Here is a 20,110-nt window from a genome sequence, read left to right as displayed (position 1 = left end):
TGGGATACTTGTTTCACAGGAGAAATCACGATGACGAGTGTGAAGACAGGTGCCCGGGCGGGCAATTTGAACATTGGGCCCATTCAGGCCGAAGTTCCTGTCGTGCTCGCACCCATGGCTGGCATTACCAACATGGCCTACCGTCGACTGTGCCGAGAGCAGGGCTCTGGAATTTTTGTCTCCGAGATGATCACTTCACGGGCCCTCGTAGAGCGAACGCCTGGGTCAATGCACTTGATCCAAACCCACCCCAGTGAAGAAATTCGTTCCATCCAGTTGTATGGAGTGGCGCCAAAAACGGTCCGTGAAGCCGTCACCATGCTTGTGGCTGAAGACCGTGCAGACCACATTGATCTCAATTTTGGTTGTCCAGTCCCGAAAGTCACCCGTAAGGGTGGCGGTTCGGCATTGCCCTGGAAAAAAGACTTATTCCGAGAAATTGTCGAAGAAGCAGTTAAGGCTGCTGGTGAAATTCCACTAACTATCAAGATGCGTAAAGGCATCGATGCTGACCACCTCACGTTCATAGAAGCAGGTAAAGCAGCCGAGGGGGCTGGGGTTGCCGCCATTGCTTTGCACGGGAGAACAGCCTCCGAGTTTTATTCAGGGCATGCTGACTGGAATGCGATTGGCGAACTCAAGCAAGCGGTGACAAGTGTTCCCGTTCTGGGGAACGGAGATATTTGGTCTGCCGAAGACGCTGTTCGCATGATGGATGAAACCGGCTGTGATGGAGTTGTTGTTGGACGTGGCTGCCTTGGGCGTCCTTGGCTTTTCGCTGAATTGGACGCTGCGTTCCGCGAGCGTGCGGGACTCCAAGAACCTGGCAACAGAATTGAACCCACACTGGGTTATGTTGCAACCACTTTGCGCCGTCACCTTGAGCTCTTAATTGAGTTCTTTGATTCAGAAGAGCATGCCTGCCGCGACATCCGCAAACACATGGCCTGGTATTTCAAGGGATACCCGGTTGGGGGAGATGTACGCTCTCAATTGGCTCAAGTTACCAGCTTGCAACACCTCGATGATCTGCTCGGCCAGCTTGATTGGTCCACGCCCTACCCGGGAGCGGATGCTGAAGGTCAACGCGGACGTCAGGGGACTCCGAAGCGACCTTCTTTGCCAGATAGATGGTTGGAGTCTCAGGAACTCAGCGACGCGGAAAAAGCTGTAGTCGCCCATGCTGAAATCGATGCGAGTGGTGGCTAATGTCTGACCACCATGTTGAAACGGCAAACATACCGACCGTGACGGCAGGTTATTCAGAGTTTGATGCTGAACGAATGCTGGAGGAAACCCACTCCTCCCGTCGTTCTGATTTTGCTCGAGATCGTGCGCGTTTGCTGCACTCCAGCGCACTGCGCAGACTCTCAGCTAAGACTCAAGTGCTCAGTCCCACTGCAGGTCTAGATTTTGCACGAAACCGCCTTACCCACTCTCTGGAGGTTGCGCAGGTTGGCCGGGAAATTGCTGGCCGTCTTCGACTTGATCCCGACGTTGTTGATACTGCGAGTTTGGCTCACGACATAGGTCACCCACCTTTTGGTCACAACGGTGAAAAAGCGTTGAACTCATGGAGTTCGGACATTGGGGGCTTTGAGGGAAACGCACAAACTCTACGGCTGCTGACCCGTCTGGAGCCAAAAGTTTTTGGAACAGATGGCCGCAGTTTTGGGCTCAACCTCACTCGCGCAAGTCTGGATGCCAGCACAAAATACCCGTGGCCTGAACAGCAGGCTGTCATTGACCCCACCGGCCGGGCAAAGTTTGGTTTCTATGCCGATGATTTTGATGTCTTTGCCTGGATGCGCGCCGGTGCACCGGATAAACAGCGCTGTATAGAGGCTCAGGTCATGGACCTCAGTGATGACATTGCCTATTCCGTGCATGACTTTGAGGATGCCATTTTCAATGGTTATGTGGATGCGGGAGAGCTGGGTGCGCGCGTCAACCACGATGAACTGGTGGACTCCATGTTTGAGTGGATTGGGGGCGAATTCTCTCACGATGAGCTCATCGCTGCCTTTGATCGACTAGATAACTTGGATGTGTGGGTGGACACCTGGGATGGTTCGCGTATTGCCCAAGCCAAACTGAAAAACCTCACGAGCCAGCTCATTGGACGATTCGCTCACGCAGCTGTTCATGCCACCCGTGAGGCGTATCCTCAGCAGAGCTTGGTGCGTTTTGGTGGAAACGTCATTGTTCCTGATGTGGTGCGTGCAGAGATTGCTGTGCTCAAGGGAATCGTTGCCGCTTTCGTGATGACCACTAATTCACGCCAGCCTGTCTACACCCAACAGCGCGAAGTGCTCACGGATTTGTGCAACACCCTATACGAGCGTGGGCCAGAAGCTATGGACCGTCATTTCGCGGATGACTGGAACGCCGCAACGGATGAGGCGGTGCGCCGCCGCATCGTTGTGGATCAGGTTGCGAGCTTGACCGATCAATCAGCATTCGCATGGCACAACCGCCTGTGTGGAGGAAACAACACAGTGACGGTGGTGTCCTGATGGCTGGCCGTATTCGTCAAGCAGATGTTGAAGAACTCAAGCAACGCATCAACATTGCTGATGTCATCGGTGACTATGTGAGCTTAAAATCCGCTGGTGTGAGTTCAATGAAGGGTCTGTGTCCTTTCCATGATGAACGCTCACCCAGCTTTCACGTGCGCCCCACGGTGGGATACTTTCATTGCTTTGGCTGCGGTGAATCCGGCGATGTCTACACATTCGTGCAGAAAATGGACCATCTGAGCTTCACAGAATCCATTGAACGCTTGGCACAGCGCATCAACTTTGAACTTCACTATGAAGAGGGTTCAGGTAAGTCTCAAGAGACAGGTAACCGGACTCGTATCCTGGCAGCCAATACCGCGGCTGCAGAATTTTATGTTGCTCAGTTGGCCACACCAGGTGCTGCTGCAGGGCGAAAGTTTTTGGGTGAGCGCGGTTTCGATAAAGCCGCCGCTGAACGTTTTGGTATTGGCTTCGCTCCCAAGGCGTGGAACGAACTTCGTGATCACCTCAAGACCAAAGGCTTCACGGAAGAAGAAATGTTGCAAGCGGGGTTGCTCTCGCAAGGAGACAAGGGTGTTTATGACCGCTTCCGCGGTCGAGTGATCTGGCCTATTCGCGATGTCACCGGTCAAACGATTGGTTTTGGCGCGCGTAAACTCTTTGACGATGACCAGGGTCCTAAGTATTTGAATACTCCAGAGACTCCGGTCTATCACAAGCAACAGGTGCTCTATGGGCTAGATCTTGCCAAACGAGATGTTTCAAAGACTCGCCGCGTTGTTGTGGTGGAAGGTTACACCGATGTGATGGCTGCACACCTTTCTGGGGTGACCACTGCAGTAGCCACCTGTGGAACGAGTTTTGGCGTGGAACACATCAAACTCATTCGCCGCATCATGGGAGATGATTCCGGGCTGGGTGAAGTGATTTTCACCTTCGACCCTGACGCTGCTGGGCAGAAAGCAGCCATGCGCGCTTTTGCGGAAGAACAACGATTTGCTGCACAAACCTTTGTCGCGGTTGCCCCAGATGGCCTCGACCCCTGCGATCTGCGTCTTGCTCAAGGAGAGCAGGCCGTTCGGGATTTGATGGATTCGAAAATCCCCATGTTTGAGTTTGTAATGAGGCAAATGCTTAGCAACTACAACCTCGACACTGTCGAGGGTCGTGTTGCTGCACTGCGTGAGGCAGCGCCCGTGGTGGCAGATATCAGGGACTCTGCGCTTCGTCCTGGTTACACACGAGAACTTGCCCGCTTGACGGGTGTTGACGTGTCAGAAGCGCAGGTTGCTGTCTCTAACGCCGTTAAGGCCTCACGATCAAAAGGGATGCAAACAACCTCTGAGGGTGCGCGCACAGGTTATGCCGGAACTCCCACAACAAGACCTGTTCCAGCTGGTTCTGAGCAAACAGAAGCTTCCGTAGAGAGCGCCCCTGAAGGTCCTCGCGTCTTTGAGCTGAAGAATGATCCGTCATCGCGTCTTGAACGTGAAGCATTGATGGCACTGATTCAATTCCCTGAATTGGTCGGCAGTGACCTAGCTGCGGATGCAGTCCAATCAGCCATTCTTGACCCAAACTTGGCCACCGTTCGAGACGCAATCGGAGCAAACATCAACGAGCTGGGTGGGGAGACGTGGCTGGATAGGATTCAGAACGATCTTCCTCAGGACTTTAAGCCATTGGTAACTCAGCTTGCTGTGGCGCCACTTCCACAAAAAAACGAGGACCAAACCCAGACTTATTGTCGTGGTGTGGTTGTTTCTCTCATTGAGCGCGACTTGGTTCGTCGCAAATCTGAACTAGTCGGGCGTTTGCAACGAACCAGTGTTGACCAGGGTGAAATCAGTCGCGAGATTCAACGTGAACTTTTGGAATTAGAAACCAAACGTCGCCAACTTCGTGAGGACTAGTCGATGAAAATTCGTCAGAAAGACTGCGTGTGTGAAATTCCTCAGCATGCTGCTGTCCTCGGTGATGAACGTGCGTCAGAGGCAGCTCCCCGAGTTGAATCTGGACCGATTGCTGTGCTTCCTGAATCTCACGATGATTCAACCCGTGGTGGCAGCGAAGTCTTTCGCTCTGCAGTCAGTGACGCCGGGGGAGTCATCACCGAACTGAATGAGAACACTCGGGGTTTGATTTGGCTCTCCTATAAGAAATCTGCCGAGCTGAGAGAAGTTCTTGCTTCCAACCCACAATTGACATGGGTCCAACTGCCGTGGGCAGGTGTGGATGCTTATGCGGAAGTTCTAGCGGCATCTGCCAGACCTGGTCTTGTTTTCACGAGTGCAAAGGGTTCCTATGCCCAGCCTGTCGCAGAACACGCACTCGGGATGACCTTGGCTTTGATGCGTCTATTCCCGCGCAGAGCGCGGGCTCAAAGTTGGGATGCTGTCCCCAAAGGTGTCTCGCTTTATCGGAAGAATGTCACGATTATTGGCGCCGGTGGCATCGCCCGTGAACTTATTCGCCTTTTGCAGCCTTTTGATGTTCGAATCAACATAGTTCGTCGTTCTGCAGGCCAAGTTCCAGGTGCATTCAGCACGGTGACGACAGACCGACTGAAGAAAATTCTCCCTGAATCTGACGTTGTCATTATTGCCGCGGCACTCACACCCGACACCACACACCTCATAGGAGCGCAAGAGTTGGCGCTGATGAAACCTAGTGCAGTGCTTGTCAATATCGCGCGAGGCCCTTTAGTCGACTCCGCAGCTCTGGTTGAAGTACTGAACCAGGAGCGTATTCTCGGTGCTGCCATGGACGTAACCGAGCCGGAGCCCTTGCCAGATGGGCATCCTTTGTGGAGTGCACGCAACGTGTTGATTACCCCTCACATGGCCGACACTCCAGACATGACAGCACCCTTATTAGCTGATCGAATCTCCACTAACGTTGCCGCATTCCTTTCAGGTAAGCCTTTCGTGGGAGTTGTTGACACTGAGGCCGGTTACTAAATTCTGCTTCTCTGAGGCGGTTTTTTGCCTTCTTAGATTTGGGGTAATATAAATACGCCTCACAGCAATCCCCGATAGCTCAATTGGCAGAGCAACGCACTGTTAATGCGTAGGTTCATGGTTCGAGTCCATGTCGGGGAGCTAAGCCCCTGGTCCTCCACGACCAGGGGCTTTTTACTTCCCACAGACCGCATAAGCTGTGGGTGTTGGCAAAAACTGGAGGCACTGTGGCATTTACTGTCGCTGAAAAGCGTGCCTTGAGAACTGGTATTTCTGTCGGCATCGCGGTAGCTGCTTATGGAGTCTCCTTTGGCGCATTGAGTGTTGCCGCGGGCTTAGACACTTGGCAAACCTGTTTCTTGAGTCTTGTTCTGTTTTCCGGTGGGTCACAGTTTGCCGTCATCGGAATTCTTGCTTCTGGTGGTGCAAGCGCAGGAATTCCTGCGGTCGCTTCCAGCACTTTCCTTGCCTTGCGCAACGGTATTTACTCCATGAGGGTTGCTCCGATTGTAGGGAAGGTGCCACTGTGGAAGCGCCTTACTGCCGCTCAAATCACTATTGATGAATCAACAGCTGTTGCGATAGCTCAAGAGGAGAAAAGCGCGCAGCGGGTTGGATTCTGGGCAACCGGCATAGCTATTTATATCGGGTGGAATCTGGCTACTTTTGCCGGTGCTCTTCTAGGTAATTTAGTTGGAGATGTCAGCCGTTTTGGACTCGATGCAGTTGCGGCGGCTGCTTTTGTGGGCTTGTTGTGGCCACGATTGCAGCAGCTCCAGGCTGCCGCTGTTGCAATGGTCTCCGCTGTTTTGGCAGCATTCCTTATCCCGTTGACCCCACCGGGAGTTCCGGTACTCGCCGCTGCGGTGGTTGCTGTGGTTTTCGGCTTGACGAACTGGTTACATCGCGAACCAGCTGCAGATGCCCAAAGAACTCAGCCTGATGACTTACCTGAACCAGGGGATACGCCTGGCTACCACCCTGATCATGGGCAGGTGAAGCCATGACACTGTGGACAACAGTTATCGCAGCATCAGTGCTTTCTTTTGCAGTGAAATACATCGGCTACATCATCCCGCAACGACTTTTGGAAAAGCCCACCTTCACCAGAATTACAAACCTGTTGACTGTGGCCATGCTGGCAGCACTTGTTGCCGTTCAAACCTTGGGCGCAGGACAAGCAGTCGTGTTCGATGCTCGGGTTCCTGCGGTGATCCTGGCGGCAATCTTGTTTAGTTTCCGGGTGCCCTTCATCATTGTGGTTGCAATTGCCGGAGTGGTGGCTGTCGTGCTGCGTAATCTGGGCTGGATGGCTTAGCCTTCGAGATTATCTACTCCGGGCATCCACGATTTACCAGGTTTGCCCCACCCTCGTTTGCGTTCAATTTTGCTCGCTTGCTTATTGAATTCATAGTCCAAACGGTCCACGTATAAATACCCCAATAAGTGGTCGTATTCGTGTTGCATAATCCGCGCAAACCAGCCCTCGCACTCGATTTCAAAAGGAACGCCTGAAAGGTCCCAGGCACGAAGTAGCGCCTTGTCAGCTCGTACTAAAGGGAACCGTTCTCCCGGGAATGAGAGACAGCCTTCTTCATCAGCATCCGTGGTGTCGCGGATTTCTAAAGGGGAAATGTAGAGCTCAGGGTTGATTGCAACGCCGCGACGAGGAGTTCCATCATCCTCGGGATAGTCATAGACAAACACCTGAAGGCTTACACCCACCTGTGGTGCTGCCAGACCGACTCCAGGGGCAGCATCCATGGTTTCAAACATGTCGGCAACCAGGGTTTCTAGTTCGCTATCAAACACGGTGACGGGTTCAGCAGGTTTGTGCAGCGCAGGATCACCAGAAATCACAATGGGGAGTACGGTCATGCCTTCAGCTTATTTGCAAGAGTCCACGCTAGCGTGGAGGTATGCAGCTCAACGACCTCACTGACCTTGCTAAGGTCTCGTTTGAGCCGGCACAACTCATCGGTATTCCTTTTGCCCTCGTGGGCGCCATCCTCATGTCTGTGGGTGCGCAGTTGCAGCACCGTGGAGTGAATAAAGTCGGTGATGGAGAAGACGCAAAGTCTGCGCTTAATCTCAAACAGCTAGTTGCACTATTTAAGAGGCCTTCGTGGCTGACCGGCACCGTTTTCTTAGGCGCTGCCATTATTTTTCAGCTCATCTCTCTGGGCTTCTCACCTCTGATTGTGGTTCAACCAATTGGTGCTGTTGCGCTTGTGATTACAGCGGTGCTCAACGCCCGTGTGACAAAGACCAAGCTCAATACCCAATCGATTGTTGCCATCGCCCTCTCAGTCGGCGGTATCGGTATTTTCGTTTCTATCGCAGCATTTACAGCAATCAATGCACCGATGACCTCAGCCGATCTCGCCGAAATCCTGGTCATATTAATTGTTGTCCTCGCAATATTCGGTGTGCTGTTCCTGATCTACCGCAAGCACCTTTCAGCGTTGTATTACATCGTAGGAGCCGGTGTGCTCTACGGTTTCGTGGCAACTCTTGCCAAGGTGGTCATTACGAGCGTGATTCACGGTGCAACTGACTGGTTGACCTGGGCGTGCTTAGCTGCGCTGCTTGCCGCGACTGTTTTGGGCGCCCTCTTTGTGCAAAATGCCTACCAAACAGGCCCGCCAGATCTTGTAATTGCGGGGCTTACAGTAATCGATCCAATTGTTGCTGTTGCCATCGGTATTTTAATTCTCGATGAAGCCTCACAGGCACCTGGCTGGGCCATTGTCAGCTACGTCCTGGCAGGCGTTCTAGCCATCATTGGTGTCTTCCTTCTAGCGAAATATCACCCGGACGCCCACGATCCTGTTTCAGCAGCGAGTAAAGAGGCAAAAGCCGGATTCCAGAGCGCAAAAGCGGAGTCTAAGGCTAAGGTCAATGCGGCGGCACACGGCGCTAAAGAAGCGATGAAGAAGGCTAAGTCCGTAGACTAAAGGCACTATGCCGAAACCATTACGCATCCTTATTGGATGTGACACATTCGGCCCCAATGTTAATGGCGCTGCAAAGTTCGCGGAGCGATTGGCTGCAGGCCTGGTCGAACGCGGTCACGACGTTCGAGTCATGGCTCCGGCAGCAGGTCGGAAGTCGGGCACGTGGGTAGAAACCCACGAGGGTCAGCCCATGATGATGTATCGCGTAAAGAGCTGGCGTTGGTACCCCCACGACTGGCTTCGCTACATGCTTCCTTGGCGTGTACGTCACAACAGTGCGCGAATCTTGGACAGTTTCAAACCAGATGTCGTGCACTTCCAATCCCACCTCATTGTCGGTGGCGGATTGACGAAAGAAGCTCAGCTTCGAGGAATTCGCATCATTGGAACCAACCACTTCATGCCTGAAAACATGATGCAGTTCACGCTTTTGCCTAAGTCCACCCAGAAGAGCGTCATTCGTTTGGTCTGGAAGGCTGCATACAGGACCTTTAGCCGCGCTGAGGCTGTCACTACACCCACACGCAGAGCAGCCAACTTCCTCGAGGAGTACACGCACCTTACTGACGTCCACGCCATCTCGTGTGGAATTAACGCCCACCACTACACCCCCAACTTTGACACCAAGGGGGAGAACCGAATTTTGTTCGTCGGTCGCATCACTGGTGAGAAGAAGCTCGATGTTCTGCTCAAAGCATTCACTAAACTGCCACCCGAGCTCAATGCAACCTTGGAATTCGTTGGCGGGGGTGACCTGCTTCAGCAGATGAAGCAGCAGGTGAAAAACATGGGCCTAGACGACAAAGTCTTCTTCGCCGGATATGTCAGTGATGATGAGCTGAAAGCTGCACTCACCAGAGCAAAAGTTTTTGCCATGCCCTCTATCGCAGAACTGCAGTCCATCGCCACCATGGAGGCAATGGCCACCGCTCTTCCTGTGGTGGGTGCAGACGCAATGGCACTGCCACACCTTGTTCACGACGGAGAGAACGGTTACCTGTTCGAGCCTAACAACGTCGAAGATTTACGCGACAAGCTGGTGAAAGTTCTCACCGCAGACGATGACGAGTTGCTTCGTATGAAGAACAACTCTCTCAAGTTCATTCGCGGTCACGACATCACTCGTACGCTGGACACCTTCGAAGCCTTGTATCGTGGCGAAGACGTAGTAGATCCAGACCCAGAGCTCACAGACGACTAAACTTTTACTATCGGCTCACAAGGGGCGGTAGCTCAGCCGGTTAGAGCAGCGGACTCATAATCCGTCGGTCACGGGTTCAAGTCCCGTCCGCCCTACAAAAAAGGGACCCCGTGATGGGGTCCCTTTCTTGATTGGTTCTTAGGCTAGATCGAAACGATCGTTCTCCATGACCTTGACCCAGGCAGCAACGAAGTCATTGACGAACTTGGTCTTGGCGTCATCGCTGGCGTAAACCTCTGCAAGAGCACGCAGAATCGAGTTCGAACCGAACACGAGATCTGCACGGCTTCCGGTCCACTTTGCAGCGCCGGTGGCGTTGTCGCGAGCATCGAAGAGGCCGGTGTCGCCGGACTGTGGGTGCCAGGTGTTGCCAAGTTCCAGCAGGTTCACGAAGAAGTCATTCGTGAGCACACCAGGAGTCTTGGTGAATACACCTACGGTTGAACCACCGGTGTTGGCTCCAAGCACTCGTAAACCTCCCACCAGAACAGTCATTTCTGGAGCGGTGAGGTTGAGCTGGTTAGCGCGGTCAACCAACAAACGCTCAGCAACAGGGCCGTGGCCCTTGCTGGCATAGTTGCGGAAACCATCAGCTACATGCTCCAAAACAGCGAAGGAGTTGACGTCTGTTTGCTCCTGAGTTGCGTCAGTGCGACCAGGGTGGAAAGGTACAGTGACGTTTACGCCAGCATCTGCTGCCGCTTTTTCAACTGCTGCAGAACCTGCCAGAACGATGAGGTCCGCAAGTGAGATCTTCTTGCCTGCTGCGGCAAGATCACTCTGTAGGGATTCCAGCTTCGCCAGGATAGGAGCGAGTGCTTGTGGGTCATTTGCGGCCCAGTTGCGCTGTGGCTCCAGGCGAATACGGGCACCGTTGGCACCGCCTCGCTTGTCGCTGTTGCGGTAGCTGGACGCAGAAGCCCATGCGACGAATACCAACTGAGAAACACTCAGACCGGAAGCAAGCACCTGCTTTTTGATTTCTGCAACATCTGCATCAGAAACCAGAGGGTGATCAACCGCAGGAACTGGGTCCTGCCAGATGAGCTGCTCTGCAGGAACCTCGGGTCCGAGATAACGGGAGATGGGTCCCATATCACGGTGAGTGAGCTTGAACCATGCGCGTGCAAAAGCATCTGCAAAGGCATCGGGGTTCTCCAAGAAGTGACGCGAGATCTTCTCGTATGCAGGGTCAGTACGCAGTGCCAAGTCAGTGGTGAACATGACTGGGGCGTGTGTCTTTCCTGCAATGTGTGCATCAGGAACCAGTGAGGCAGCTGACTCGTCAGAAGGAACCCACTGGATTGCGCCAGCAGGGCTCTTGGTCATAACCCACTCGTATCCAAAGAGGGTTTCGAAGTATCCGTTGTCCCATTTGGTGGGGTTGGGAGTCCATGCACCTTCGAGGCCGGAGGAAATAGTGTCCGCACCATGACCTGTTCCATAGCTGTTTTTCCAGCCAAGTCCCTGCTCTTCAATCGGTGCACCCTCCGGTTCGGGGCCAACATACTTATCTGCATCAGCAGCTCCGTGAGCCTTACCGAAGGTGTGACCACCTGCGATCAGGGCAACAGTTTCTTCGTCATCCATCGCCATACGGGCAAAAGTTTCGCGAATGTCACGTGCGGAAGCCAAGATGTCGGGGTTGCCGTCTGGACCTTCAGGGTTGACGTAAATCAGACCCATCTGAACTGCAGCGAGGGGGTTCTCTAGGTCTCGATCACCGCTGTAACGCTTGTTCGCGAGCCATTCTGCTTCAGGACCCCAGTAGGTGTCATCTGCTTCCCAGACATCAGCACGTCCACCGCCGAAACCAAAGGTCTTCAGACCCATGTCTTCGATGGCGCAGTTACCAGCAAGAATCATGAGGTCAGCCCAGCTGAGTTTCTTGCCGTACTTCTTCTTTACGGGCCACAGCAAGCGTCGTGCCTTGTCCAGGTTGACGTTATCTGGCCAGCTGTTCAATGGAGCAAAACGCTGGAGGCCCTGGCCTGCACCACCGCGACCGTCGCTGATGCGATAGGTGCCTGCACTGTGCCACGCCATACGGATAAAGAAAGGACCGTAGTGACCATAGTCGGCTGGCCACCAGTCTTGTGACGAGGTCATCAGCTCGTAAATGTCTTTCTTGACTGCTGCCAAATCCAAGCTCTTGAACTCTGTGGCGTAGTCAAAGTCTGGGTCCATAGGGTCAGACTTGGGGGAGTTGTGGGTCAGTGAATCCAAGTTCAGCTGGTTAGGCCACCAATCATTGTTTGAGGTTCCAGATGAGCTGGAAGTTCCACCCATGTATGGGCATTTGCTTTCGTCAGACATGTGTCCTCCATATTGTTCGAAGCCTAATAATTACTCTACCTAAAGCACTGTGGGAGAAGTCTGAATACTTCTCCCACAGTGACCGATAGGTGGTAATTATTTAAGGTTTGTTCCTATGACATCGATGAGTTCTTCATCTCTGTCACCACTGAGTTCCCACACCATTGCGCCGCCAAGACCTTTGGCTTTGATGTAGTCCACTTTGATTTTGATGGACTGGGGGTCGTCATAGCTGATCCATAACTTTCGTACAGGGTCATAGAGGTAAGGAACCTGAGCCTCTGCATCCCAGTAGCGGTTCATGGTGGGGAGGTAGTTGTTTTTGATATCGGTGTAATCAAAGACGCCCTTTTCCCACGTGCCAACTGAGGCATTAGTCGCAGGTTGGTAGAGCCCGTTTTGTGCTGAGCTGACGTTTTCCCAGCCCCGGCCATACAGTGGCAAACCAAGCACAAGTTTTTGTGCAGGGAATCCAGCAGTGAGATATGCGTCAACCGCGTCGGACACACTAAATCCTGTTGCAGTGTCTTTACTACTTACCTTCATCGGTGCGTTGTGCCCAGTAATGGGATCCCAGCCACCGTGGTAGTCATAAGACATCAGGTTCATCCAGTCGACGATTCCACCAATGTTCTTGGCTTCCAGGTTGGGAATGGTGGTGGGGCCAGCAGGCGCTGCAATCGTGAGTGGGTGGTGTTCACCATCACGTGCACTCTGAGCTGCTAGTTCCTTCTGGAATTCAGCTAGTAAGGCAGTGTAGTTGGCCTTATCTGCTGGCGTTCCAGCGTAGAGACCACCAGAGACGGGATATTCCCAGTCAATATCTATGCCATCAAAGCCGTAGGTATTCATGAAGTCCACACAGGAAGAAACAAAGGCCTGACGTGACGCTTCTGTGGCAGCGGCAGCTGAGAAGTTCTTGCTCCAGGTCCAGCCGCCAATAGAAATCATGGTTTCCAAGTTGGGGTTAGCTTCCTTGAGTTTGGTGAGTTGGTTGAAGTTTCCACGCTTGGCGCCCTGGTCCCAACTATCACCAGCAAATGCCTTGTCAGTATCTGCATAAGAGTCTCCGACCACACATTTACCGTCGGCAATATTGGCAAAGGCAAAGTTGATGTGGGTGATCTTTTCAGCAGGAATGTCTGCGACTTGATAGTTGCGGGCATACGTTGCCCACGATGGGTAGTAAGCCACAATTTTCTTATCCCCGGTGTATGCATCATGGCCAGGAATGTATGGGTCTACAGGGGGAGCAGTGGGATCAACGGTGGGGGCGGGATCCACCGTCGGGGTGGGTGTAGGTGTGGTGGTCTCCGTTGGAGTGGGTTGTGGCGTCACACCCGAACCATTGAGTTCACAGGTTCCCACCGCAGTAGCACAGCTCGTGGGCAAGACAAAGTTGCCATTGTCAGTAAATCCCAGAGTGGCTGAAGCTCCCGGTGCGAGGGTGCCATTCCACGACAGGTTAGTGGCCGTAAGAACACCACCAGCAAGGAAAGAGCTTGCGTTCCACATCGAGACGCTCGTACCCTTCCATGGAACAGAGATCGACCACTTGTTGAGCGTGGTAGTACCCGTGTTCGTGACGACCATGTCTACATTGCGCCCAGTACCCCAATCGCTGGTGACCTTGAGGGAGACCTTAAGCGCGCTCGCAGAAGCTGCTGGGGTAGTGGGGGTGGGTTCCGGCGTCACAGTGGGGTCAACGGTTGGGGTGGTGGGTGTTGGATCTGGAGTAACCGTAGAGGAGCCATCGTTTACCGCGCATGTTGCGCCAGAGACTACACAGGTTGTGGGAGTGAGCGCGCCGCCTTTTGAGGAGCCGATGAAGCCGAAGGTCACCGAAGCTCCGGGTGCAAGAGCCAAATTCCAACTCGGACCCGAGAAGCGGTATCCGCCTGTTGTGCTGGTTGCGGTGGCATCCCACGTGGAATTGATGCTGTTGGCATAGGGGATGGTCACTGACCAGGGATTGATGCTTTTTGTCGAGGTGTTCTTCACTGTGACAGTGCCCTGGTAGCCAGAGCCCCAGTCTTGAGTAATCTTCCAATCAACATTCACGTCTGAACCAGCTGCTTGTGCTGGCATGGCAAAACCAGTTAAGGCTGCTGTGGATGTGGCTAGTGCTGCTATCGCAGCGGTTGTCGCTCGTTTGTTCTTCATGTGAGTATCTCTTCTATTCGTATGCGTAATATCCTCAACGGGTTGCTTATGGCGTCCTGTTGAGCTCTGTTCTTTCAGCAAAGTGACTGAATCTGGGAGAGCTCTGCAAAAATAGACCAAAAGTCTAAATCTGTGGATAAGTCGAATAACTGCACGGGACATTTTCTGACTTCAAAGTGTTAGCAATACAACGGCTATCGGGAGTGAGAATGATTTTTGGTGTGGTGCCATCACACCAAAGCCGCAACAAACTAATCTGGGATTTGTGACTGCACATATCGCCGCCGTAACCCCGCAAACTCCAGAAGAGGCGTATGACTTCTTCCGCAGCCGACGCCATGAGATGGCGCTTTTACCTCAGGGGTCACTCGCACTGGTGAACACGCAGTGGTTCTATGGTGCGCCGGGGGAGAACGAAAGCGTTTGGGGCGTGAACGGTCTTTGGTCCGCTCTTCACGAAGGTGAACAAGGAATTCAGTTGACCGCAACGGCTGCAGACAACATCTTTGTTGACGGGGCACTCGTTGACGGAACTGTGATTGTGACTGGGAAAGATTCTGAATCTGCTTCCACCATCGTTTTTGACGAGACTAAAACTGGAACTGTCATCAAGGGTGAAGATGGCAAATATGCGTTAAGAGTGTGGGACAGTAACTCTGAGGATCTTCAGAACTTCGGCTCTATTGATGCATTTGATTACAACCCTGACTGGGTCATAACCGGAACGTTCACTCCTATTGAGGGTGGACGTGCTGTGGAGGTTTCACACCTCAAAGATCAAGGTGCTGGCCGTGACAAGGTGATTCCTGGTGATATTCGTTTCACCGTCGACGGTGTGGAATATGCGCCCTCTGCTTTCAAGGAAGGCCGGGCTCTCATGATTGTGTTCTCAGATGCCACCTCGGGCCCCGTAACCTACAGTGTGGGCCGCTTCCTCATGGTTGCACCAAACCCCGATGGCACGATCACTTTAGACTTCAACCGCGCCTACCTTCCTCCATGCGCATTTAGCTATAACTTCAACTGTCCTATGCCACCGGAGGAGAACCGTTTCCCCTTTGCGGTTGAGGCAGGAGAGAAGAACGTGCTCAATAAAGCTGGCGATCTGCTGCACTAGGTCTTTGCTGGGCGCCCACGCTTTGGGCGACCGATACTGTAGTGGGGTTGTTCTTGCAAATCTGAGACGCCCACGTCTGCAAGCCAGTTGGATACTGCTTCGTGGTAACGAACCGTGGCCTGGGCATAGAGGCGACGTGCAGGCGTGATGCCTGTCTCCACTAAATCGTTGATGAGGTGGCTCTTTAGGCTGTGAATTAAGGCGGTGGCATGAACTTTATTCACGCTGGAGCTAATGAGCACCATGTCTTGAACATCTGCCCACTCAGGCAGGGATGTCATTGATGCTCCACAAAGCCAGTTGTTTGCCTCATCGCGGCCAGAATCTGTCAAGGCGTAGAGGGGAAGGCCATCCTCGGTGAGTCCTTGGTGTGTCACGAGACCTGCCGTGGTGAGGCGATCTAAAGTGCCGTACACCTGTCCCACATTGGTCTTGGCCCGGTGTGGGGCGCGAGCTCCCAGCTCGGCGTGGAGCTGCAGGCCATATGCAGGGCCCAGGGTAAGAATCCCGAGGAGTGCTTCGCGAACAGCCATAAAAACACTCTACTGAGTAGAACAGAAGCTGAAAACTCACTGTGAGGGGGTAAACCCCTGTTGTTATGCCGATGCGAGCTGTGTCACACTAGTCTCACAACAGAACAAGCGTGAGATACGCAATCAATAACTCTCATCTGTGTGGTCGTAGGGGAAGACGCACCACAGTAGAAAAGGATGATGAGATGACTGCAGTGTCGACAGGAGTGATTTATATCCACTCCTCGCCTCGCGCGTTGAGCCCACATGTGGAGTGGGCTATAAGTCGTGTCTTGGGTAAAGGGATCACATTGTCGTGGAGTCCTCAACCCATACTCCCTGGTTCACAGCGTGCCGAATACACCTGGCAAGGACCCCAGGGTTCAGCAAGCAAAATCGCTTCTGAACTTTTGGGCTGGGAACAGCTACGTTTTGAAGTTACAGAAAATGCTGCGCCAGGAATTGATGGTGGGCGTTGGTGTCATACGCCAAGCCTAGGAATCTTCCATTCCCCCGTTGATGCTGCAGGAAACATGGTGATTACCGAAAACAGGCTTCGAGCTGTGTTGGATTTTGCCGGAAACGATGCAGATCTGTTAAGAACTGGTATTTCCAGGTCCCTTGGTGAAGCTTGGGATGCAGAATTAGACACCTTCCGATATGCCTCAGATATGGCTCCGGTTCGTTGGCTTCATCAAGTGGGTTAGCGTCAAACAAAGAAAGCCCCTGCATAAGCAGGGGCATACTTTGTTGAGAGTGTTAGTTGTAGCTGCGGAACGCAACAACAGCGTTGTGGCCACCAAAACCAAATGAGTTACTAATCGCAACGATGTCGCCGGATGGAAGCTCACGAGGACTCGTGACAACATCAAGCTTGATCTCAGGATCCTGGTTTTCCAAGTTGATGGTGGGGGGAGCTGTTCTGTTGTGAAGTGCTAATACAGTGAACATCGCCTCAATGGCACCAGCACCACCGAGAAGGTGACCGGTGGATGACTTCGTGGCAGACACAGCAATGTTGTCCAGGTGATCACCGAAGACGCGACGCAAAGCGTTGTATTCAGCAATGTCACCGACAGGAGTGGAGGTTGCGTGAGCGTTGATGTGGACGACGTCTTCAATCTTTGCGCCAGCCTGTTCAATGGCCTGCAGCATCGCGCGCGCTGCAGCAGAACCCTCGGGGTCTGGCGCGGTGATGTGATATGCGTCAGAGGTAACAGCTCCGCCAGCAACCTCGGCGTAAATCTTTGCTCCGCGAGCAAGAGCGTGTTCTTCTGTCTCGAGAACCAAAGCAGCTGCACCTTCGCCGAGCACGAAACCGTCACGGTTCACGTCGTAGGGTCGAGAAGCCCCAGCAGGATCATCATTGCGCTTGGACAATGCCTGCATTGCAGCGAAAGATGCAATGGGAAGTGGGTGGATGGCAGCCTCAGAACCACCGGCAATGATGACATCTGCAAGACCTGCTTGCAGGTGCTCATAGGCATTGGCAATTGCTTCGGTACTGGAAGCACAAGCAGAAACTACAGTGCGCACACCTGCGCGAGCATGCAGGTCCATACCGATAGCAGCTCCGGGACCATTTGGCATCAGCATCGGAACAGTCATGGGCAGAACGCGACGTGGTCCTTTTTCGCGCAGTGTGTCCCAAGCGTCCAGAAGTGTCCACACGCCGCCGATACCTGTGGACCAGTCGACAGCTAGCCGGCCAGGGTCAACCTCTGGGCTTCCGGCGTCTAACCAAGCTTCACGCCCAGCGATGAGGGCGAACTGTGAGGAAGGGTCTAAACGCTTAGTTTCAACGCGTTCAAGAATTTCCTCAGCAGGCACGGCAGCTTGTGCCGCAAAAGTAATGGGGATATCCCACTTCTCAACCCACTCTTGTTCGAGCGAACGAGCACCCGACTTACCAGCAAGAAGAGCTGCCCAGGTCTCAGGGGCATTGCCGGCCAAAGGAGACGTGGTACCGATACCGGTGACGACAATCTTCTTGCTCATATGTTCAGTCTTTCTGTGGGAAAAGGGGAAAGCTAGAGGATTGTAAGGAGGGTCGGAACTTTCGTTACCGACCCTCGCTTACGAATTCCTTAGGATGCAGAAACGATGAAGTTAACTGCGTCACCGACGGTCTTGAGGTTCTTTACTTCCTCGTCGGGGATCTTCACGTCGAACTTCTCTTCTGCGTTCACGACGATGGTCATCATCGAGATCGAGTCAATGTCGAGGTCGTCAGTGAAAGACTTGTCCAGCTGTACCGTTTCGGTTGCAATGCCGGTTTCGTCGTTAACGAGCTCAGCCAGACCTGCAAGTACTTCTTCGGTGGACAGTGCCATTGTTATCTCCTTGTTGGGGGTTCGTTTGACTGGTTTAGTTTACCGGCCAATTGAGGCTTTTACGGCAGAACGACGACCTGTGCGCCATATACGAGACCAGCACCAAAGCCGATTTCGAGAGCAAGGCCACCGCTGAGTTCAGGGTGTTCTTCAAGCAAGCGATGTGTTGCAAGCGGAATTGATGCTGCAGAGGTGTTTCCTGTTGTCTCAATATCCCGGGCAATGATGACTGATTCGGGTAATTTCAGTTGCTTGGCGAATTCGTCGATGATACGCATGTTCGCCTGATGGGGGATAAATGCCGCAAGCTGGTCGCTTGTAATTCCGGCTTCTTCCAGAGCTTTTTGAGCGACCTTCGCCATTTCCCACACAGCCCAGCGGAACACTGTTTGTCCTTCTTGGCGTAAGGTTGGCCACGCGACATCACCGTGTCCGTCACGGTATTCGATCAGGGTGTGGTCCATGCCTACGGCATCCCATTTGGAACCATCTGACCCCCAAACACTTTTCGAAATACCGGGAAAGTCGCTAGGTCCAATCACAGCAGCACCTGCTCCGTCGCCGAGTAAGAAGCTGATGGTGCGGTCTGTGGGCTCAATAATTTCGCTGAGTTTCTCAGCACCAATGACGAGAACATACTTAGCTAAACCAGAGCGGACAAAAGAGTCTGCCTGGGCAATTCCGTAGGTGTATCCCGCACACGCTGCCGAAATATCGTAGGCAGCAGCGGGGTTTGCACCGATTCTGTCAGCTACAAGTGCTGCCATGGAGGGGGTTTGAACTGAGTTGCTGATGGTGGAAATGAGGACTACGTCAATTTCTTCAGGCTTAATTCCTGCCTTGGAGATTGCCTCATTAGCAGCCTGTGTGGCTAGGTCTGCTGCAGTGATTCCCTCAGAGGCACGTTTGCGGGTAATGACGCCCGTGCGCTGGCGAATCCATTCATCACTAGATTCGATGGGGCCAGCAATATCGTCATTTGTTACCGTGAGGTCGCCACGCGCTGCTCCCATGGCATAAATGCGTGAGTACTTTGCGCCTTCGGACTGTTTGAGATTCACGTGAGTCATGATGATTACTTTCTTTCTCTGGCCCCTTAGGCGACAGAGTCAATCAGTTCGCGGGCGGCCGCAAGATCTTCGGGAGTCTTAATTGCCACAGTAGGAACGCCTTTGAGAGCACGCTTGGCCAGACCAACCAAAGCACCTGCAGGGGCGATTTCGATAATTCCGCTCACCCCAGCTGCGGCGAAGCTGTCCATGCACTTGTCCCAACGCACGGGGGAAGAAACCTGTCCGACGAGTAAGTCGCGGAAAGCATCACCCTTGGCCACAACAGAACCATCTTTGTTGGTCCACAACGTTTTCATGGGGTCGTTGGTGTTGACCTCTGCGGCCGCTTCGCGCAGAGTTTCAACGGCATCGAGCATGTAGCTGGTGTGGAAGGCACCGGCGACCTGCAGTGGAATAACTCGCGTTCCTGCGGGGGGCTCTTCTGCGAGCGTCGCTAGTGCAGTGAGCTCACCTGCAACGACCAGCTGTCCGCCGCCGTTGTAATTGGCAGGGAAAAGTCCCAGCAGCTCAAGCTTTGCAAGAATCTCGGATTCGTCACCGCCAATAACGGCGCTCATGCCAGTAGGAATGAGCGCGGCAACATCAGCCATGGCGCGACCGCGAATACCAACCAAGCGAACAGCATCGGTTGCATCCAGCACTCCAGCACCGGCCGCTGCGGTGAATTCACCCACCGAGTGACCTGCAATCCCCGAGGTTTTTGCGAGGTGGTCGCTTTCAGAAAGGGCATCCAGGGTCAGGATTCCAGCGGCAACGATGAGCGGCTGGGCAATAGAGGTGTCACGGATGGTGTCGGCATCACTGACGGTGCCATGTTTGACCAGATCGACATCTGCCGCATCAGAGAGGGTTTCAAGTAGGGCTTTGGCTTGAGGATCAGCAATCCAGGGTTCTAGGAATCCGGGAGTCTGAGAGCCCTGACCAGGGCAGACAACAACTATCACCTGTAAAGTCTT

The 20,110-nt window shown here is 53.3% G+C and carries 18 protein-coding genes and 2 tRNA genes; 12 read left to right on the top strand and 8 right to left on the bottom strand.

Annotated features, from left to right (window positions below):
• Positions 1 to 30 precede the first annotated feature (30 nt).
• The 7 genes from dusB to AINA4_RS04620 all read left to right on the top strand — a co-directional run bounded on the left by dusB (position 31) and on the right by AINA4_RS04620 (position 6,800).
• Complete coding sequence (dusB, locus tag AINA4_RS04650) at positions 31 to 1,209, top strand: tRNA dihydrouridine synthase DusB (protein WP_280799537.1); 1,179 nt, start codon at positions 31 to 33, stop codon at positions 1,207 to 1,209.
• The gene (locus AINA4_RS04645; protein ID WP_281786344.1) at positions 1,209 to 2,516 is read left to right on the top strand and encodes a deoxyguanosinetriphosphate triphosphohydrolase; all 1,308 of its coding nucleotides are present in this window, start codon (positions 1,209 to 1,211) and stop codon (positions 2,514 to 2,516) included. Before dusB ends, AINA4_RS04645 begins: the two co-directional genes overlap by 1 nt.
• Positions 2,516 to 4,435, top strand: a complete 1,920-nt coding sequence (dnaG, locus tag AINA4_RS04640; RefSeq protein ID WP_281787642.1) for a DNA primase — start codon at positions 2,516 to 2,518, stop codon at positions 4,433 to 4,435. The genes AINA4_RS04645 and dnaG overlap by 1 nt, the downstream gene beginning before the upstream one ends.
• Before the next feature lie 3 nt (positions 4,436 to 4,438).
• Entirely contained in the window at positions 4,439 to 5,482 is a 1,044-nt protein-coding gene (locus AINA4_RS04635) for a D-isomer specific 2-hydroxyacid dehydrogenase family protein (RefSeq protein ID WP_281786343.1), read from the top strand.
• 68 nt (positions 5,483 to 5,550) lie between these two features.
• Positions 5,551 to 5,623: transfer RNA gene (locus AINA4_RS04630), tRNA-Asn, on the top strand.
• Positions 5,624 to 5,688: 65 nt separating this feature from the next.
• Positions 5,689 to 6,489: an AzlC family ABC transporter permease gene (locus tag AINA4_RS04625; protein ID WP_281786342.1), complete on the top strand. Its 801-nt coding sequence runs from the start codon at positions 5,689 to 5,691 to the stop codon at positions 6,487 to 6,489.
• Entirely contained in the window at positions 6,486 to 6,800 is a 315-nt protein-coding gene (locus tag AINA4_RS04620; RefSeq protein WP_096380843.1) for an AzlD domain-containing protein, read from the top strand. The genes AINA4_RS04625 and AINA4_RS04620 overlap by 4 nt, the downstream gene beginning before the upstream one ends.
• On the opposite strand, the gene def is transcribed toward AINA4_RS04620, so the two are convergent.
• Complete coding sequence (gene def / locus AINA4_RS04615) at positions 6,797 to 7,360, bottom strand: peptide deformylase (protein WP_281786341.1); 564 nt, start codon at positions 7,358 to 7,360, stop codon at positions 6,797 to 6,799. The genes AINA4_RS04620 and def overlap by 4 nt on opposite strands.
• A 41-nt stretch (positions 7,361 to 7,401) precedes the next feature.
• Between def and AINA4_RS04610 the strand changes: the two genes are divergently transcribed.
• From AINA4_RS04610 to AINA4_RS04600, 3 genes are all read left to right on the top strand, one after another.
• Positions 7,402 to 8,439, top strand: a complete 1,038-nt coding sequence (locus AINA4_RS04610) for a DMT family transporter (protein ID WP_281786340.1) — start codon at positions 7,402 to 7,404, stop codon at positions 8,437 to 8,439.
• Positions 8,440 to 8,446: 7 nt separating this feature from the next.
• A complete protein-coding gene (locus AINA4_RS04605; RefSeq protein ID WP_281786339.1) occupies positions 8,447 to 9,640 on the top strand; it encodes a glycosyltransferase in 1,194 nt (397 codons plus the stop codon).
• A gap of 21 nt (positions 9,641 to 9,661) precedes the next feature.
• Positions 9,662 to 9,735 (top strand) — tRNA-Ile (locus AINA4_RS04600).
• A 43-nt stretch (positions 9,736 to 9,778) separates the two neighbouring features.
• Here AINA4_RS04600 and katG read toward each other — a convergent pair.
• Together katG and AINA4_RS04590 are read right to left on the bottom strand one after the other, a co-directional pair.
• On the bottom strand, positions 9,779 to 11,956 hold the full coding sequence (gene katG, locus AINA4_RS04595; protein ID WP_281786338.1) for a catalase/peroxidase HPI: 2,178 nt from the start codon (positions 11,954 to 11,956) through the stop codon (positions 9,779 to 9,781).
• Positions 11,957 to 12,052: 96 nt separating this feature from the next.
• A complete protein-coding gene (locus AINA4_RS04590) occupies positions 12,053 to 14,119 on the bottom strand; it encodes a glycosyl hydrolase family 18 protein (protein ID WP_281786337.1) in 2,067 nt (688 codons plus the stop codon).
• A gap of 265 nt (positions 14,120 to 14,384) precedes the next feature.
• Between AINA4_RS04590 and AINA4_RS04585 the strand changes: the two genes are divergently transcribed.
• Positions 14,385 to 15,236, top strand: coding sequence for a DUF1684 domain-containing protein (locus AINA4_RS04585; protein WP_281786336.1), 852 nt, complete (start codon positions 14,385 to 14,387; stop codon positions 15,234 to 15,236).
• Here AINA4_RS04585 and AINA4_RS04580 read toward each other — a convergent pair.
• Positions 15,233 to 15,769 carry a PadR family transcriptional regulator gene (locus AINA4_RS04580; protein ID WP_281786335.1) on the bottom strand — a complete coding sequence of 179 codons (537 nt, stop codon included), beginning with the start codon at positions 15,767 to 15,769 and terminating at the stop codon, positions 15,233 to 15,235. The two genes, AINA4_RS04585 and AINA4_RS04580, sit on opposite strands and share 4 nt — an antisense overlap.
• 185 nt (positions 15,770 to 15,954) lie before the next feature.
• On the opposite strand from AINA4_RS04580, the gene AINA4_RS04575 reads away from it, so the two are divergent.
• Entirely contained in the window at positions 15,955 to 16,455 is a 501-nt protein-coding gene (locus AINA4_RS04575; protein ID WP_281786334.1) for a DUF3145 domain-containing protein, read from the top strand.
• 52 nt (positions 16,456 to 16,507) lie between these two features.
• Here AINA4_RS04575 and AINA4_RS04570 read toward each other — a convergent pair whose 3' ends face one another.
• The 4 genes from AINA4_RS04570 to AINA4_RS04555 all read right to left on the bottom strand — a co-directional run bounded on the left by AINA4_RS04570 (position 16,508) and on the right by AINA4_RS04555 (position 20,098).
• A complete protein-coding gene (locus AINA4_RS04570; RefSeq protein WP_281786333.1) occupies positions 16,508 to 17,746 on the bottom strand; it encodes a beta-ketoacyl-[acyl-carrier-protein] synthase family protein in 1,239 nt (412 codons plus the stop codon).
• Between the two features lie 89 nt (positions 17,747 to 17,835).
• Complete coding sequence (locus tag AINA4_RS04565) at positions 17,836 to 18,081, bottom strand: acyl carrier protein (protein WP_096380871.1); 246 nt, start codon at positions 18,079 to 18,081, stop codon at positions 17,836 to 17,838.
• Positions 18,082 to 18,140: 59 nt separating this feature from the next.
• Entirely contained in the window at positions 18,141 to 19,151 is a 1,011-nt protein-coding gene (locus tag AINA4_RS04560) for a beta-ketoacyl-ACP synthase III (protein ID WP_281786332.1), read from the bottom strand.
• 26 nt (positions 19,152 to 19,177) lie between these two features.
• Positions 19,178 to 20,098, bottom strand: a complete 921-nt coding sequence (locus tag AINA4_RS04555) for an ACP S-malonyltransferase (RefSeq protein WP_281786331.1) — start codon at positions 20,096 to 20,098, stop codon at positions 19,178 to 19,180.
• Positions 20,099 to 20,110 lie beyond the last annotated feature (12 nt).

The sequence above is a fragment of the Aurantimicrobium sp. INA4 genome (assembly GCF_027924525.1).
Taxonomy (GTDB): Bacteria; Actinomycetota; Actinomycetes; order Actinomycetales; family Microbacteriaceae; genus Aurantimicrobium.
The sequence above is the reverse complement of the archived record's forward strand: the minus strand, read 5'-3'. Positions and strand labels throughout refer to the sequence as shown.